This is a genomic window from Chitinophaga sp. 05T412, from assembly GCF_056396465.1.
Genome location: NZ_JBFTLN010000011.1, coordinates 36817 through 52334, shown reverse-complemented (window position 1 = coordinate 52334; position 15518 = coordinate 36817). Strand labels below are relative to the sequence as shown.

14 protein-coding genes are annotated in these 15518 nt (G+C 47.4%); 2 read left to right on the top strand and 12 right to left on the bottom strand.

Annotated features, from left to right (window positions below):
- Positions 1–25 precede the first annotated feature (25 nt).
- The 9 genes from AC1DFM_RS23030 to AC1DFM_RS22990 form a co-directional block, all read right to left on the bottom strand.
- The gene (locus AC1DFM_RS23030; protein WP_477079112.1) at positions 26–1726 is read right to left on the bottom strand and encodes a SusD/RagB family nutrient-binding outer membrane lipoprotein; all 1701 of its coding nucleotides are present in this window, start codon (positions 1724–1726) and stop codon (positions 26–28) included.
- A gap of 21 nt (positions 1727–1747) precedes the next feature.
- Positions 1748–5203: a SusC/RagA family TonB-linked outer membrane protein gene (locus AC1DFM_RS23025; protein WP_477079111.1), complete on the bottom strand. Its 3456-nt coding sequence runs from the start codon at positions 5201–5203 to the stop codon at positions 1748–1750.
- Between the two features lie 86 nt (positions 5204–5289).
- Positions 5290–6333 carry a FecR family protein gene (locus AC1DFM_RS23020; protein ID WP_477079110.1) on the bottom strand — a complete coding sequence of 348 codons (1044 nt, stop codon included), beginning with the start codon at positions 6331–6333 and terminating at the stop codon, positions 5290–5292.
- Positions 6334–6407: 74 nt separating this feature from the next.
- Entirely contained in the window at positions 6408–6956 is a 549-nt protein-coding gene (locus AC1DFM_RS23015) for an RNA polymerase sigma-70 factor (protein ID WP_477079109.1), read from the bottom strand.
- 77 nt (positions 6957–7033) lie between these two features.
- Entirely contained in the window at positions 7034–7546 is a 513-nt protein-coding gene (locus AC1DFM_RS23010) for a hypothetical protein (RefSeq protein WP_477079108.1), read from the bottom strand.
- Positions 7547–7685: 139 nt separating this feature from the next.
- Positions 7686–8585 (bottom strand): hypothetical protein, encoded by a 900-nt coding sequence (locus AC1DFM_RS23005; protein ID WP_477079107.1) that lies wholly within the window; start codon positions 8583–8585, stop codon positions 7686–7688.
- 19 nt (positions 8586–8604) lie between these two features.
- Positions 8605–9834, bottom strand: coding sequence for an MFS transporter (locus AC1DFM_RS23000; protein ID WP_477079106.1), 1230 nt, complete (start codon positions 9832–9834; stop codon positions 8605–8607).
- A 15-nt stretch (positions 9835–9849) separates the two neighbouring features.
- Positions 9850–10287, bottom strand: coding sequence for a MarR family transcriptional regulator (locus AC1DFM_RS22995; protein WP_477079105.1), 438 nt, complete (start codon positions 10285–10287; stop codon positions 9850–9852).
- 389 nt (positions 10288–10676) lie between these two features.
- Positions 10677–11141, bottom strand: coding sequence for a hypothetical protein (locus tag AC1DFM_RS22990; RefSeq protein WP_477079104.1), 465 nt, complete (start codon positions 11139–11141; stop codon positions 10677–10679).
- 126 nt (positions 11142–11267) lie between these two features.
- On the opposite strand from AC1DFM_RS22990, the gene AC1DFM_RS22985 reads away from it, so the two are divergent.
- Positions 11268–11894 carry a MarR family winged helix-turn-helix transcriptional regulator gene (locus tag AC1DFM_RS22985; protein ID WP_477079103.1) on the top strand — a complete coding sequence of 209 codons (627 nt, stop codon included), beginning with the start codon at positions 11268–11270 and terminating at the stop codon, positions 11892–11894.
- Between the two features lie 73 nt (positions 11895–11967).
- Here AC1DFM_RS22985 and AC1DFM_RS22980 read toward each other — a convergent pair whose 3' ends face one another.
- Positions 11968–12681, bottom strand: coding sequence for a hypothetical protein (locus AC1DFM_RS22980; RefSeq protein WP_477079102.1), 714 nt, complete (start codon positions 12679–12681; stop codon positions 11968–11970).
- 282 nt (positions 12682–12963) lie between these two features.
- On the opposite strand from AC1DFM_RS22980, the gene AC1DFM_RS22975 reads away from it, so the two are divergent.
- Complete coding sequence (locus AC1DFM_RS22975) at positions 12964–13566, top strand: lysostaphin resistance A-like protein (protein ID WP_477079101.1); 603 nt, start codon at positions 12964–12966, stop codon at positions 13564–13566.
- An 8-nt stretch (positions 13567–13574) separates the two neighbouring features.
- Here the strand turns inward: AC1DFM_RS22975 and AC1DFM_RS22970 are convergent, their stop codons facing one another.
- Positions 13575–14252 carry an ABC transporter ATP-binding protein gene (locus AC1DFM_RS22970; RefSeq protein WP_477079100.1) on the bottom strand — a complete coding sequence of 226 codons (678 nt, stop codon included), beginning with the start codon at positions 14250–14252 and terminating at the stop codon, positions 13575–13577.
- Between the two features lie 3 nt (positions 14253–14255).
- Positions 14256–15518: an ABC transporter permease gene (locus AC1DFM_RS22965; RefSeq protein WP_477079099.1), complete on the bottom strand. Its 1263-nt coding sequence runs from the start codon at positions 15516–15518 to the stop codon at positions 14256–14258.

Genomic DNA, 15518 nt, shown 5'->3' with positions numbered 1-15518 from the left:
TGATTTAAAGTAAGATAAAAAATGTTTACCATGGTTTGCCGGTGCCTTGAATAATCCATGGTTTTGACCACGGACTGTTTTGCGGGCCGTTGGCGCCAAAGGCGGACTGAGATGTTACTTCCAGCCGTTTCATGGCTTCGGTGACATTGATTTTATTCAGGTTCCTTTCATCGAGCATGTAGTATAGCCGTACCGGTAACACAGGTGCTTTGGCATAAGGGCCTGCATGTAAGTTCGGATAGCCGGTACGTTTATAGTCGGCCCAGGCTTCTGTGGCGGCGGTCCAGCTGGCGATCCATTTCTGGGTAATGATCTGTTCCTGTGTGTTGTTGAATTTTACATTTGGCTGAGACAGATATGCGGCCAGGTTGCCACTCACGCCCCATATGCTGAACGAAGCTTTTATCCCTGCGTTGTAATGTGTTTCGGCATCGCCGGCAGCCCAGCCTTTGATGGCGCTGGCTTCGGCCAGGATGAAGTGTACTTCTGCTGCAGAGATCAGGCGGGCTTTCAGCAATGGACCTTTGGCTTGTTTGTAGATGTCGTTGAGCCAGGATACATGCGGATTCCGGGAGGCCTGCGCCGCATCCGGACTTAAATTATATACTGCCGGACCGGGAATAGCGGGAGGTAATCCCACATAGTTCACGTCCTGGTTAATATCCTTCAGGGTCAGTCCTTTCGAGGCGAGTACATCAGGCGATATGTATCTTACTTTACGGTTTTCGCCGTTTACTACGGTGTCTACCGCTTTGTATACGTTGCCAGTGCCGGGAGGCTGTTTATCGTCTACCACCAGGAAGCATTGTACTTTGTTGGCCCATACGCCGAGACGCGGATCATGCAGTGATTCCAGGGAGGTAACGAATGTATTGCACATTTTCAGGCGGCGATAGTTGCTGCTGTCGCTATCATAGATAGCATTCGCCGGCCAGGAGTCGGCGTTGCTGTTGCCGGGAAACGACATGGTAGCATCGTCGGCGGCATCTGTGATGATCGGATACTGGGTCGGATTACCGGCTATTTTTTCAATGCCCGCTTTGGCGATGGCCGGCAGCTTCTCTGATAAACGCATGTAATAGCGTAAAGCGAGTGAATTAGCCATTTTGCGCCACTTTGTAGGATCTCCCTGGTAGTACACGTCAACGGCGTCAATTGGAGCCGGATAAGCGCTCTTAGGCTTGGAAAGTAAAGTGTTGGCTTTGTCCAGGTCGGAAAGTATGCCAGCGTAAATATCCTGTTGCGGATCATACACGGGTGTAGTGGCAGGCGGACCATTTTCTCCTTTCAGTGCCTGGGAATAAGGTGCATCCCCCCACAGATCGGTGATGAGACCGAACATCATGGATTTCATGACGAGGGATACACCTTGCTGCAATTCGTTTTGTAAAGTAACGGCGCGGTTGTACACCAGCTGGTTGTTGCGCAGAATGTCGTAGTAGGCGGTCCAGCTATTACTGCCACCCCAGTCGTATTCATTGTGGGTGGTGGTCCAGCCGTCTTTCTGCGTATGTTGCATCACGCCGGCCATGTCCTGGTAGCCCAGGGTGACGATTTCAATGCCAGCCTGCGTTAACACGGTTGACATCACCAGGTTGGGATTGATGGTAGCCGGATTGGAGCCGTTGGGGTCTTCGTTCAGTTTCATCAGGTCCTTTTTACACGCGGTCATGGAAGTACCTAACAACCCAAGGCAAAGTATAATTGATTTAGTAACTGTTTTCATGTTGCTGAGTTAAATGAGCTCTTAAAAAGTAACGTTCAGTTTAGCGCCCATGGGAATAGACCAGGGAGTAACATTGTATCTTTCAATGCCCTGCATAAACTGCATACCTGAGCCTTGTACGCTGGTGGAAGGCTGGTAGGCGTTTTCCGGATCAATACCAATTTTAGCGGCTGTCCACAGGATAATATTTCTGCTGTAGATAGACACACTGGCGTTTTGTACTTTCACACCGGAGAGCAGGCGCTTAGGCAGCTCATAAGAAAGTGATACCTCCCGCAGTTTCAGGTACGATGCCGGGAACAGAAATGCTCTGGTGAAAGACCAGGCCGTACTACCTGCATAAGGAAGCGTAGTAGTGCCGGCGCCGCCCAGATTTTCAATATAGCCGGTAGGGTTACCATTGGCATCATATCCTTTAGCTCTTACACCGGGGATAAATACACCGCCATAAGGCAGTACATAAGGACCATAAGCAAATCCATAGCCGTTGTATTCCGGCGTAGGGCCGCCTACTAATGGAAACTTATTGCCGCTGGGGATAATCAGTTCATCCTGGTGACTCACGAGATAGTCTCTGAGTTCCTGTCCTTTCATGTTACCGGGATTGGTGAGTTTATCGAGGAAGAGTTGCGAGTTACCTTTTTCTTCTCCATAACGATAGGTCTGGGAAACGAAGTCACCGCCGTTTCTCCAGTCGAAGGTCATGCTGAGCGTAAAGTTTTTATAGCTGATGCTGGTTTGCAGACCCATGATAAAGTTGGGGTTGAAGTTGCCGATTTTATTACGGGCATTCGTGGCGTCTACACTCTGCCATTTACCGGTATTATCCAGTAGCGGATAGCCGTAATAGGGAGATGATTTATCGGTAACGGTCACCAGTTGTGCATCGTAAATATCACCAATGTCTTCTCCTACGTACGTCCATGCACCTCCTTTACCTTCCTGCCAGAGCGTGTAGTAAGGCAAGTCGTCGGGCAGGGAAATGATTTTAGTTCTGTTCCGGGTGAAGTTTACATTCACATCCCATCTCCAGTTTTTTTGCTGTACGGGTGTACCACCGAGCGTTAATTCGATACCACGGCTTCTCAGCAAACCCGCGTTGATATTGCGGGAGGAGTAACCAGACGACGGTGCCGTTTTAGGACTAAAGATCTGGTTTTTGTTTTCCACCATGTAATAGGTAGCGGCAAAACGCAGGCGATTTTTGAACAGGTTGATATCAGCACCACCTTCGTAAGAAGTAGCGATCTCCGGTTTCAGGAAGGGGTTGAGCAGGTTACCGGAAGTTGATAGCCGCGGAATATTTCCCCACGCGCCGGCATTATACAGGGTACCCAGCAACTGATAAGGAGAGGCGTCGTTACCTACCTGGGCGGCGCCGGCTCTCAGTTTGATCAGGTTAATGTTGTCGGAGGTAAGGTGTGCCATTTCATTCACGAGCAAGCTCAGTGAGGCAGCAGGATAAAAATAGGCCGCTGCATTCGGCAGGGTGCTGGACCAGTCGGTACGACCCGTTACATCCAGGTAAGCCATGCCTTTATAGCCTACGTTCAACATACCATACACGCTATTCACCCCTTTTTCGAACATGGTACTGTTATAGTTCAGGTTTTGCGGTGCAATGTTTTGAATGGTGTATACGCCGGGGGTATTTAAGCCGGTACCATCTTTTGTAGCCGTAATAATATTTTTGCCGGTCTGATAGCGTTTGTTACCGCCTGCAGAAACAGAGAAGTCGAAGTTGCCGATATCTTTCTTATACGTCAGCAACACATCTATATTCCGTTCAAAGTTGCTGAGGTTGATGATACCATAGGCGCCACCGGGATTGTTGATGTAGCTGTTGGCAATTTTTGTTTCTCTTTTTTCATTGTAGGTATCCAGTGAATATCTGGCCATGAAGGTGAGGGAGGGCAGTATTTTCCAATCGGCTCTGATGTTGCCGAATACGCGGTCTCTCACAAATCCGTTTTTCACTTCATACGCCAGGAAGTAGGGGTTGTTGAAAACACCGTTGGCTTGTGTACGTTGTTGCAGTCCTTCCTGTCCGGGCATCCAGTAGTCTCTCAGGTCGCGCACATCGATGTGTGGCGAAATGGAGTATACGGCTTGTAGTGGATTGGCGCCTCTGTCGCCCGCCGGGCGGTTATTAGAGTTGGTGCGACTGAAATCAATGTTGGTAGTAAAGCTCAGTTTCGAGTTGGCTTGTAAGCTGGAATTCAGGTTCAGCGCATTTTTAAATAAGTCGGTATTAGGGATGATGCCTTTGCTGGTCATGTTGGCATAGGCTACACGATAAGCAATTTTTTCATTGTTGTTAGCCAGGGAAACGGCAGTGGTGGTGGTCATGCCAGTGTTTACAAAGTTCTTCGCATTGTCCTTATGCGATACCAGCGGCATGGGAATTGGTTTGCCGTTCTGATCTTTTGGGCTGTTCCATTGTACTTCTTCATAACCCTGATCCAGCTCAGCGCCAAAGGTGGCATCAATATTTTCGGTGACAATGGTGCCAAAAGGGTTGGTCAGCATGTTACCGCTGCGGGATACCGGGATACCGGAGAATTGTCCTGATCCGAATTTGGTTTGCCATTTCAGGAATTTGTAAGGGATATCAAATACGGTATTTACAGAAGCGTTGACGGTAGCGCGGTTTACTTTTTTACCGGTTTTAGTGGTGATCAGTACTACGCCGTTGCCTGCACGGGAGCCGTATAATGCGGCGGCGCTGGGCCCTTTCAGGATAGTGACACTTTCGATGTTGTCGGGGTTGATATCAGAAATAGCGTTGCCATAGTCTACTTTGTTGTCCTGTCCGATCTGGCTAACGTTGTTCACGGTGTTGGCCAGTGGTACGCCATCTACTACGAAGAGCGGTTGGTTATCGCTGCTGAGGGAGGTGGCGCCGCGGATGATCATGCTGACAGAAGAGCCGGGACCACCGGTAGAATTGATAGTGACGCCTGCTACTTTACCGGACATGGAGTTCAGTAAGTTTTCCTGCGTAACGCGGTTAAATTCTTTGCCGCCGAGTTCTTCTACGGAGTAGCCCAGTGCTTTCTTTTCTCTTTTAATGCCGAGGGCGGTGACGAGTACCTGTTCCAGCTCTTCCACTTTTTTTTTCATGACAACTGACAGCGATAATTTGCTGGAATCACTAATCGTATAGCCTTTGAGGGTATCTGTTGTATAGCCGGCATAGTTAAATATAAAGCGATAGGGGCCGCCGGCGGGTAGTTTCGGGAAGGTGAAAATACCTTTTTCATTGGTGAGGGTATTGGCCAATACCTGGTTGTCTGCATTTTCTACTCTTACCATCACCCGCGCCAGAATTTCGTTGTTGGCATTTTTGATGATGCCGATGGCGGCGGGGTGTGTATTCTGTGCCAACAGGCTGCCTACACATAACTGCGATAACAGCAGCAGCCAAATCGTTTTGGTGGGACGATCTTTTCGGGATTGTCGGATGTTTACACGCATAAAATATTTCATTTTTAGGCAAAAGGAATCTCGGGCACCCTTTTCAGGATGCAGTTAGTTACAGTTTAAAGATGATTATGTCCGGCTTACGGTGTTACGTAAATAACATTGTTTGTTTGCTTCATCGTCAGGTTGTTTAACGTGGCGATGGTAGACAGAAAATCGGTCAGGGATTCTTTGCTACTATCGAATGTTCCGGTAAAGCTCATGTCTGTGAGCGTACCTTCCTGGCATTGAATGGTGAGGTGATATTTCTCCGACATCAGCCTGAAAATATTTGCCAGCGGTTCATTGTTGAACGTGAATATTTCCTTTTCCGGTTTCGCGATCACCTGTTTGTTGGGTGTGTGTACTGGTTTATTGACTACAGCTGTCCTATTCACCGGATCAAACGAGAGGTCTTCTCCGGGCAGCAGATAAGTGGTTTTTAACCCATTGCTGCTTCCCAAACTATCTGGTTGCACCTTTACCTTGCCGCTGATCAGTTGAATGCGGATGGGCCCTTTTATGGCGTTCCAGGCAGTGATTTTAAAAACGGTTCCCAATGCGGTAGTAGCCAGATTACCTGCGTGCACGGTAAATGGTTTGTTTTTGTCGGACGCTACTTTGAATACGGCTTCTCCCGTTAAAAATATTTCCCGGCCGGTAACGGCAAAAGAAGAGCGGTATTTTAGCTGACTACCTGGGGCTAGTTCTGCCGTGCTGCCATCTTTCAGGTGGAACAACATTATTTTCCGCGTATGATTGGCCTGTTGTACATAAGTATCCGGTACCGCAGCAGGGCCTGCAACGGGTGTTACCGCTGCTATTGGCGCCACGGGCTGATGATGGTATCTGTTCCATACAAAACCGGTAATGGCAGCACCCAGTACAGCGGCAGCGATCCATTTGTAGTAAATGGTTTTTACCTTTTTCTTCTGCCAGGTACGACTTTCAATGACGGCCAGCATTTTGTCGGAAATGTCGGTGGATAAAGTATGCCCGGGATGAAAAGAATGCCAGCTCTCTTCTGTTAGCCAGGGCTGCAGCGCTTCCGGATGCTCCGCGAAATAAGCGGTGACAGCCTGCTTTTCTGCCTCATTACATTCTCCCCGGAAAAACTTTTCAAGTAATGTTGCCGGATGCTTCATATGTAGTATTCGTTTGAAAACAGTAAATCCCTCACTGCTTAACAATAAGTAAATATTCGGGTAAGAAAAAAGGATCAGCAAAGCCAGGCAACGATGGCTGGTAATAACAATAGCAGGGAATCTTTCAGCTGCCGTATTGCACGTACAATGTGATTTTCAACTGTTTTGGGAGAGATGGATAACTGTTTGGCGATCTCTTTATGTGGAAGTCCTTCAAAGCGGCTTAGTTTAAAAACATTTCTCCTGATGGGAGATAATTGTTCTATACTATTATATACCCGCGTTAATTCTTCTTTCACGGTAAGGTCTGTTTCCATGTGCCAGTCGGGTGTTTCCCGCACCATCGACTCGGTATGCCGGTTTCTGACCTGTTGTTTGCGCAGGAGATCCGTCATCACGCTTTTGGCTATACGAAACAGCTGTGCGGAGATATTATAATTTGTTGATAGTTTCTCTCTTTTTTCCCAAAGTAATATGAAAGATAGCTGTACCGTCTCTTCAGAGAGGTAAGCGGAATGTGTACATTTCAATACGTAGAAATAGAGCTTTGTATGATATTGTTGATATATCATTTTGAAACGCTCGATATTTCCATTCTTTATATCCTGTACGATACTTTCCATAATGATCGCAAATATCTAATGGACCTAAACAAGATACAAGGAATTACTGATTATATTATTGTTATTTTGGCCGCTCCTTATTTCTTCAGCTTCAATACTAACGGCGCCGTAGCAACGTTGGGAATGGTGACTGTAATAGACAAGTCCAGGGCAGAGTCACTAACATTTTGTATCCAGTGTGGGTCCTTGTCGCCTTTTCCGTTTGTTAATAAGAATACCGCGTCATGCACATCCAGTTTCCAGGTGCCTGTATTGCCGGCAGTGGGCAGTATCAGGTCGGTGCAACCTTTGATGTTAAACTGGCCATCAGCGCCGAACTGATAGGTATTAGTGGTGGTGCAGGTAAAGAGTGCGCCTGCCGCGCCTAACAAGGGAGCCAGTTTAATAATGCTGGTACCGGCCGGGATATTTTGTCCGCCCAGCTTTACCGGTACAGCAAAAACAATATCCTTTTGTTGCCAGTTACCTGCTACCAGTCCGTATTTCTCCGACTTTTCGGGAGCAGCGTCCTTATTCTTTTTACAGGACGCCGTCAGCAGCTGCCCTGCTGCCAATAGCGCCAGTACTTTTACAGGGATAGAATTACGCATAACTTTTTACGTTAAATGATAGGGATGATGAATGATTGGCTACAGCAGCCTTTATAATGTATTCGTTTGGAAATGATAAATCCCTCACGGGTTAACAATTAGTTCACATAGGGAAAGGTAAGTGGCTGTAATACAATATTTAGCGGGTAGGGGTGTAATGGAACCGTATCATGGCATTTTCCGTTTCGGAAGAGGATACGGTGAGCTCATAACGCTTGTCGCTGGTGAGAATAATCATTTTGGCAGTATTAGGTGGGATATCTCCCAGGTTATTGGCATGTAATATCAGTTCCTGTACTTCTCTTGCCGGATCAGCTATCAGTTGCAGGCGTATTGGTTGGGCAGTGAGTTCCTGCCTGTCGGCGATTTTAACGCCATTAAAATAAACAGTCACAGTATCGTGGTCGATGGTACCATAATCGTATAGTTGAATATCAATGGCAGGGTGGCTGATCTCATAGGAACCCTGTAACTTGTTTTTGCGGCGGTTCACGGCGAGGCTGTCTGCCGCAGGCATATGCGGAGGGGTAATCGTTGGCCCATTGTCTTTCAGCAACTGCCTGCCGCCAGGTAAGCTGAGTTGTGTTATCTCCATATCAGACAACCTGGATAAGCGAATGAATCTTTTGCTGTGGATTTTGTTGGTATACTTTGAGTAAGAGATGATATTGCCCTGTAAGACTATTTCCCCGTCAATGTCAAACCATTTCAGGTTAAGATCAGCCAGGCGGGCCGTATAGTTTTTGGGTATCACCAGCTGGTTGAATTTTGTTTCTTTAAAAAGCCAGTTGTTACCGCTATTATTATGTTGCCCGGTAACGTTGATTTCTCCATAGAGTGTGGGTGTTTCGTAAAACCAGGCTTTGCCGGAATAGCCGCTATCCGTTGTTTGCAGCTGCAGAATGTAAATGCCATCCTGACCTGCCCAGCCGTCGTAATTAATAGCGGTATAACCCTTCCATACGCCTTGCAGATTTTGTGCCTGCAGGGGAAGTGAAAAGAAAAGGAGAATGAATGAAATTTTTAAGCTGGTTAACATGCGGATAAAGATACGTTATTCAGGAATGAACCGGCACTTCTATGGCCCGGGGCTGCCGCATCCGTCTGAATAGCAGTCCTCCAATCGCTATGGTGATGACTCCTTGCAGTAACACGGTGTTAGGAGTGCCGATCAGTTGAGACATGGCGCCTACCAACAATCCGCCGATTGGCTGCATACCGAAAAACGCCATCGCATATACGCTGATCACCCGTCCGCGCATGGCAGGGTTTACCGTTGTTTGAATCAGCGTATTGCTGATAGTAATTTGCGACATCATGCCGAAACCTGCCAGGGTAGCAAATACCAGCGCAATAGGATAATAAGTGGAATGTGAAAACAATACGAGGCCTGCGCCGAAAATCAGGGTGTTAATCGCCAGTATTTTCCGCAAATTTTTTCCCGGTTTTAACGAAGCCAGGAAAATAGCGCCGCAGAAAGCGCCGAGGCCGATGGCACTGTCTATTACCCCGAAAGTAGCGGCGCTGCCATGAAAAATATCTTTGGCATATACGGGCATCAGGGTGGTATAAGGGAGTACCAGCAAGCTAACGGAAGCCAGCGTGAGCAATATCAGGGAAATAGCCGGTGTTTCGCGGATGTAGGTAAATCCTTCTTTCAACTCACCCACTATATTTTTCGTATGTGCTTTGGCGGTATACGCCGGCAATTTCATTTGTAACAGCGAACCTATCACCGCAATGAAGCTAACCGCATTGAGACCAAAACAGATATCTTCCCCGAACTTTTCCAGTGCCAGTCCTGCTAAAGCGGGGCCAATGAGGCGGGAGAGGTTTACCATAGAAGAATTCAGCGCCAGTGCATTGGGGAGATCGGCTTTGTCTTCCACCATTTCATACACCAGCGATTGCCGGGCGGGCACATCAAAGGCGTTGATTAATCCGAGGAAAGCGCTGAGTGCAATCACTTCCCATACCGAGTAGTGCTGGAAATAAATCAACACCGTGAGGGCTATCGCCTGTAGCATCGCGGCTATCTGTGTAGCGAGTAGCAGTTTGAAGCGATCGTACCGGTCGGCTACCACGCCGCCCAGGAAGGAGAAAACGAAGGAAGGAAACATGCTGGCGAAAAGGGTAACGCCCAGCATGAATTTAGAATGGGTTTGGGCATAAACCACCCAGCTGACGGCGGTTTTCTGCATCCAGGTACCGATCAGGGAAATGGATTGTCCCATGAAATAGAGCCGGTAATTGCGGCTGCGAAATGCATTGAAAGTAGTAATGTTCATTTTTCGTTGGCACTTTTATTCAAACTCCACCAGCCTGGTTAATGGCGCCAGTGCTGCTTGCAGGATAGCCTGCTCTTCTTTGGTGCATACGGTGGCGATAGCGTTACTGAGCCATTCATCGCGTTCCCGTCGTACGCGTGCTATCCGTTCCTTGCCGGCGGGCGACAAGGAGACATAAATTTTTCGTTTATCGCTGTTGGAAGGTGTTCTGGTAACCAGTCCTAATGCGGCCAGTTGCAGCAGTAGTTGCCCCATGGATTGTGGCGTCATTTTTTCCATCACGGCCAGTTCTGCGGAGAGTAGCCGCTGGTGTTGGTCCAGCAGCACCAATACGGAGCGGGCACTTTGCGACAATGACTCATTGGCGGGTGATACCTTTCGTAGCTTGCGTACCAGTCGTGCCAGCAGGGGACGGAGTTGTCCGGCCAATGCATCCTGTTTTTTAGCGGGCATAATTAGTAAGGTAAAGTTATAAGTTTACCTTACAAATATACTGCTTTTTAGTGAAAGGGGGGTAGCGGATTTTTGGGTATGTGGGAAATCTATCTGTATCTGGCTAACAGGCTTAGTATATCCCTAAGCAAAGTGAATGGTATTCTTTTGTCGCGCGTACACAACACCAGTAGCAGGAGCCAGTAGTTATATAAGCGAAAGAACACCGTTTTCATGATACGGATGGTTGGCAAATTTTTCCAGGTCTGCTGCCGGGTTAGTGGGTCAGGTATGCCCATACCCGCAACATTGCTTTGCAGGTATGGGTTAATACGTAAGCCAACCGCGATAATATCATTCCGGCAAGCACAAGAATGGATATACCACATCGGGCACCACTTTTTTTGAGGCTAGTTGAATTTAAAAACACTGAGCAGCACGATGATGAAAATGAAACTAATTTGTACCAGGTGATAGTTTTTTAGGCCGGTTTTTATTTTTCCGGAAATGGTGTCATTGGCTATGACGGCCTTGTTTAGGCGGGAGCGTTGTCGTTGCCCGATTACGAGGGCGTTGGCAATAACAAGTAGCACCAGTCCGAACTTTATCCGGAACCAGATCTGTTCTCCGAATACGCCGTGAGTCATGGCCATAATCCCCACGCCGGATAGAATAATCACGCCGATGCCTATACGAGTTGTTAACCCGAGAGCTGACAGCGCCTGTAACACGGCGGGGGCCTTGCCCGCATCCAGCGCGTATTGCTTCCAGAATTGACGGATACCTATAAAATCAGCAATGGTAGATCCGGCGAATAGCAGGAATCCGATAAGATGTATAACGACGAGGCTTTGAAAAAGGGTTTGTGTTGACATGAGTATGGTTTATTTAATTACTGTAATATCGAAATACTTTTAGTAAATGTATATCGAAAATATAGTAAAAACAAAATTTCCGAAGTATTTTTAATATTTTTACTTCGGAAATAATACAACTGTTACATGAATAAAGCCGTAGCGCTGATTACAGCATGGGGTACTTTCGACGCTAACCATCCCGAAAGTAGCCTGGAAGATTTTTGCCGCCGTTATCTGGCCAGAGAGAAAAGTGAAGTGAAAGCCTCTCCTGGCGGACGTTTTATGCCGATCAGCAATGATGGGATACTGATGCGCAGCATTGGCCGGATCTTTAAGCTGCACACCATTTATACGGTGGCCGCGCTGGAAGGCACTGGTATCAACAATATTGACGAATACGCGCTGTTGAACACCGTGGCACAACTCAACGAACCACGGAAAACGGAAGCTATCTACGCCGCACTGCAGGAGCTTTCTACCGGCACAGATAAGCTAAACCGGCTTAAAAAGCTCGGTTATCTGGCGGAATATGACGATAAGGAAGATAAGCGCTCCAAGCGGCTAAAAGTAACGCCCAAAGGAGAAAAGGTATTGGTTGTTTGCAGGAAACGTATCAGCCAGTTGGCGGAGATAATGTTTCATGATATGGCAGAAGATGATAAGCAACTGGCTTTTCAGTTGCTAAAGGGCGTAGAGGAAAAATTTACCAGTGTCTGGCAATCCCATAAGGGAAAGGATTTTGAGGAGATTTATAAGGAGATAGTGAAGTAGCTATTAGCCTTCAGTAAAACGCCGCGAAGATGATGTATGTCAATCTTCGCGGCGTTTTACTTAAGGCTAGCGGCTATTTCGCCACCTCCATGCACCAGGTCACGCAGTACCAGGTTTTTTTAAATGCCTGGCCCTCGTGTTCGCCGCTGTTGGCATCAGTGAAGGTGCCTTCCAGCATATAACGACCCACCCATGCCGGGGAGAATGTAATATCGCCTTGTTGGCTGGTTTTGATTTTTTTAGACCATCCTTCGGCAGATTGAATGGTAACGTCGCTCTCTGCGGGAGGGGCATTCTTGTAGCTCAATTGAATCTTTTCCGGCTGATGCAGCTTAGGCGTCTGCTGATGATTCGCCATCAATGCGAAATCCGTATAGGCGGGCAGGTTATCTACTCCTTTGAGCGAGCCATTTACTTTTACCAGTCCCAATGCATAATAGTGAATTTTGCTATCGCCATAAATTGCCTGCACCGTATGGTCGATGGACAACACATGTGCACCGGCCACTTTCGGTGTAAAGGAAGCCGTAAAGTGGTTGCCGGCAGGCGTGCAGGTGAGCGGCGTTTTTTGTCCGTCTGGTGTAACAAGGAACAATGTGAAGGCCGACAGATTACTAAACCAGTGTTGGGTAGAGTCGCGTTCATTTTCAGAAAATTCACCAAAGAACACTTTCACGGTTTGTGCCTGACCAATTTTGCCGTTGGTGCTGGTCTCTATCCAGATGGCATGGGCAAAAAGCGCTTGTATGCTACAGCATAAAATAACAGAAAACAGGAATTTTTTCATTCTATATATATTTAGATCATTACAGCCGATAAAACTAGCATGCGATGGTGAGGATAACTGTTCAAAAGAGGAAAATGATTTGCGCAATCGGGAAAAAGCAGGTGTTCATCTATGAACGAAGCGGGTATCGAAAATGAACAGTAACGAAATGAGCGGTGTCTGAACATCAATAAGTTAGCGGTTGGCACTATATTCGACATGGTGCTGGTTTTACATTTCACGTTATATCATATGCTTACCACCCGCAACAGAATAGTTTTCGATATTTTAATGATCGCCTTTATGGTGCTGTTTCCCCATCTGGTGCCTCTCCCGTTTTTTGGATATGTACCGGTTGTATTAGCTATTTGTTGGTGGTATCTGAGAATGAATAAACAGACATTCAGCGACATCGGATTTCGTTTTGCTGATTTCCGTTGGCGCGCGTTATTGTTGGGAGGTGGCATAGGAGTGGCCTATGCATTTTTTTTGTGCGCGGTATTGGGGCCGTTGATCCTCCGGGTCACAGGCTGGCCACCCGCGGATGTTTCGGCTTTCTATTATATCCGGCACAATACCATGGGATTCATTATCCTCCTAACGGTGGCTTCGCTGGTGGCCATTCCTTATGAAGAAATTATTTTCAGGGGATTTATATTCACCCGGATACGGGAGATGTTGCCGGCAGGAAAATGGAACTTCGCTTGCAGTGGGTTGTTGACCAGTATCTTGTTTGCCTTTTATCATATACAGGAAGGCGCCTCCGCGGTGCTGACTATTTTCATCGGGGCATTATTCATCACCTGGCTGTATCGTATTTTTAAGGGGAATTTATGGTATCTCATCTTTTTCCATATTACCAGCGATATTTTTCTGTTCACTGCCATCAGGATGGGATATTTATAAAGGCGGCATTAGTGAATGCTATCAATTTTTCCATCTACCAGATGGATGGTTTGATCAGACCTGGCGGCAATGTCTTCATCATGGGTGACCATGAGGATCGTTTGTCCTTTTTCTGCAGATAATTTTTTCAGCAAATCGAATACTACCGCAGCGTTGTAGCTATCGAGATTACCGGTAGGCTCATCGCCCATGATAATCAGCGGTTCGTTGATGAGGGCCCGTGCAATGGCTACCCGTTGTTGTTGCCCGCCGGAGAGCAGCGAAGCCCTTTTATTGGCCTGATCGCTGATGCCCAGCAGCTGTAGTAGTTCCATGGCATGGTGTTCGGTTTCTCCGGTATTGTATTTTCGTAATTTCAATGCGGGGAGCATCACGTTTTTGAGTACGGTAAATTCCGGTAGCAGGTAGTGAAACTGAAACACAAAACCGATGTAATGATTTCTGAAGTTGGCCAGCCATGCATTACTTTTTCCCTGCATTTCTTCGCCGTTGATACGGATACTGCCTTCAAAGTGTGTATCCATGGTAGAGAGCAGGTAAAGGAGGGTAGACTTGCCACTGCCCGATTTGCCGGTAATGGTGAGGAATTTTCCCTTCGGTACTTCAAAACCAATATTGGTCAGCACCTGCGTTTTTGCAGGTTGCAGGAAGTATTTATTGACGTTGTTAACTTGAATCAGCTGCATAGTTTAACCTCTTAAAATAGTAATGGGATCTACCCCGGAAGCCTTGCGCGACGGCAAATAGCCGGCGAGGGTGGTGGTCATAATACCGAAGAAAAAGCCAGTGATATAATAGTTGATATTAAAACTTACCGGCAGGTGATCCAGGGTAATCATAACGTCGCTTTTGTACGGCATTTTGGAAACGCCCCAGGAGCACAGGAAGCCGAGCGCCAATCCCAGCAACGCACCGGTGATACCGATAATCAATGCCTGCAACAGGAAAATCCGGCGGATATCTGCATCGGAGAAGCCCATGGCTTTCAGGATGGCGATGTCTTTCATTTTTTCATAGATCATCATGGTGAGGATGTTGAAGATCCCGAAGCCGGCTACCGATAAAATGGTAACGGCTACTCCATATACGATCAGGCTGCGCAGCACATCGCCTTGCAGGATGGCGGCGTTGTCCTGTTGCCAGTCGGACCCCTGAAAGTCGTATTGCTGCTCCAGTTCCCTGGCCATAGCAGGGGCCAGGTTCATATCGTGCAACTTGATTTTGATATCGGTGATATAAGCAGCGGGAACACCGAGAAAACGTTGTACCGTGTTTAAGCTGGCATAGCTTTGTTGCTTGTCGATGTCTGTCATGCCGGTTTTAAACGTGCCGGCCACCGTAACAAAAAAGTTGTTTCCGTTTTCGGTGGTCAATGCCAGGTGATCGCCGGTTTTGACGTTGAGGCGTTTGGCCAGTCCTACGCCCATAACGATGCTGTTGGGCATGGTGTTGAGATCTTTGAAGCTGCCATCTACCAGTTTGGATTGCAGATTGAACAAGGCGTTTTCTGATTCAAATGTAATCCCGTTGATGGTGCCATTGACGGTGCCGGAGCCTACGCGGTAAAACACCTGTGCATGAAGCGATCCTGCAATAGCGCTGATGCGTGGGTCCTGTTCGAGTAGCTGTACAATATGTTTTCCATCTTTCAGGCCGGGTAGTACGTCTTTGGGTTTTACATGATCCACGATATTGAGCGTTTGTGGCTGTACTTTATCGAGAATAGTGCCGGCGGCGGTTTCTGCTTCATTGTACAGGCGCAGATGCGGCGACTGGTCAAAGGCCACGGCGCGGATATATTCATTGGAGCCCGTAATAAAGCTCAGCATGAATATAAATACGGTGATGCCGATGGTAACGCCTATGGTGGCAATAACGGTTTGTTTCAGCCGGCTACGCATATGCGTAAACGAAATAGACGCCGCCAGCTGTAAGTTGGTGATGACATTCAT

What these genes read in the sequence shown, in the direction of transcription:
- AC1DFM_RS22990 (WP_477079104.1), bottom strand. Translation starts at nt 11,141, where the DNA reads ATGTCAACACAAACCCTTTTTCAAAGCCTCGTCGTTATACATCTTATC.
- AC1DFM_RS22985 (WP_477079103.1), top strand. Translation starts at nt 11,268, where the DNA reads ATGAATAAAGCCGTAGCGCTGATTACAGCATGGGGTACTTTCGACGCT.
- AC1DFM_RS23000 (WP_477079106.1), bottom strand. Translation starts at nt 9,834, where the DNA reads ATGAACATTACTACTTTCAATGCATTTCGCAGCCGCAATTACCGGCTC.
- AC1DFM_RS23015 (WP_477079109.1), bottom strand. Translation starts at nt 6,956, where the DNA reads ATGGAAAGTATCGTACAGGATATAAAGAATGGAAATATCGAGCGTTTC.
- AC1DFM_RS22980 (WP_477079102.1), bottom strand. Translation starts at nt 12,681, where the DNA reads ATGAAAAAATTCCTGTTTTCTGTTATTTTATGCTGTAGCATACAAGCG.
- AC1DFM_RS23010 (WP_477079108.1), bottom strand. Translation starts at nt 7,546, where the DNA reads ATGCGTAATTCTATCCCTGTAAAAGTACTGGCGCTATTGGCAGCAGGG.
- AC1DFM_RS23020 (WP_477079110.1), bottom strand. Translation starts at nt 6,333, where the DNA reads ATGAAGCATCCGGCAACATTACTTGAAAAGTTTTTCCGGGGAGAATGT.
- AC1DFM_RS23025 (WP_477079111.1), bottom strand. Translation starts at nt 5,203, where the DNA reads ATGCGTGTAAACATCCGACAATCCCGAAAAGATCGTCCCACCAAAACG.
- AC1DFM_RS23005 (WP_477079107.1), bottom strand. Translation starts at nt 8,585, where the DNA reads ATGTTAACCAGCTTAAAAATTTCATTCATTCTCCTTTTCTTTTCACTT.
- AC1DFM_RS22975 (WP_477079101.1), top strand. Translation starts at nt 12,964, where the DNA reads ATGGTGCTGTTTCCCCATCTGGTGCCTCTCCCGTTTTTTGGATATGTA.
- AC1DFM_RS22970 (WP_477079100.1), bottom strand. Translation starts at nt 14,252, where the DNA reads ATGCAGCTGATTCAAGTTAACAACGTCAATAAATACTTCCTGCAACCT.
- AC1DFM_RS22965 (WP_477079099.1), bottom strand. Translation starts at nt 15,518, where the DNA reads ATGAATGTCATCACCAACTTACAGCTGGCGGCGTCTATTTCGTTTACG.
- AC1DFM_RS23030 (WP_477079112.1), bottom strand. Translation starts at nt 1,726, where the DNA reads ATGAAAACAGTTACTAAATCAATTATACTTTGCCTTGGGTTGTTAGGT.
- AC1DFM_RS22995 (WP_477079105.1), bottom strand. Translation starts at nt 10,287, where the DNA reads ATGCCCGCTAAAAAACAGGATGCATTGGCCGGACAACTCCGTCCCCTG.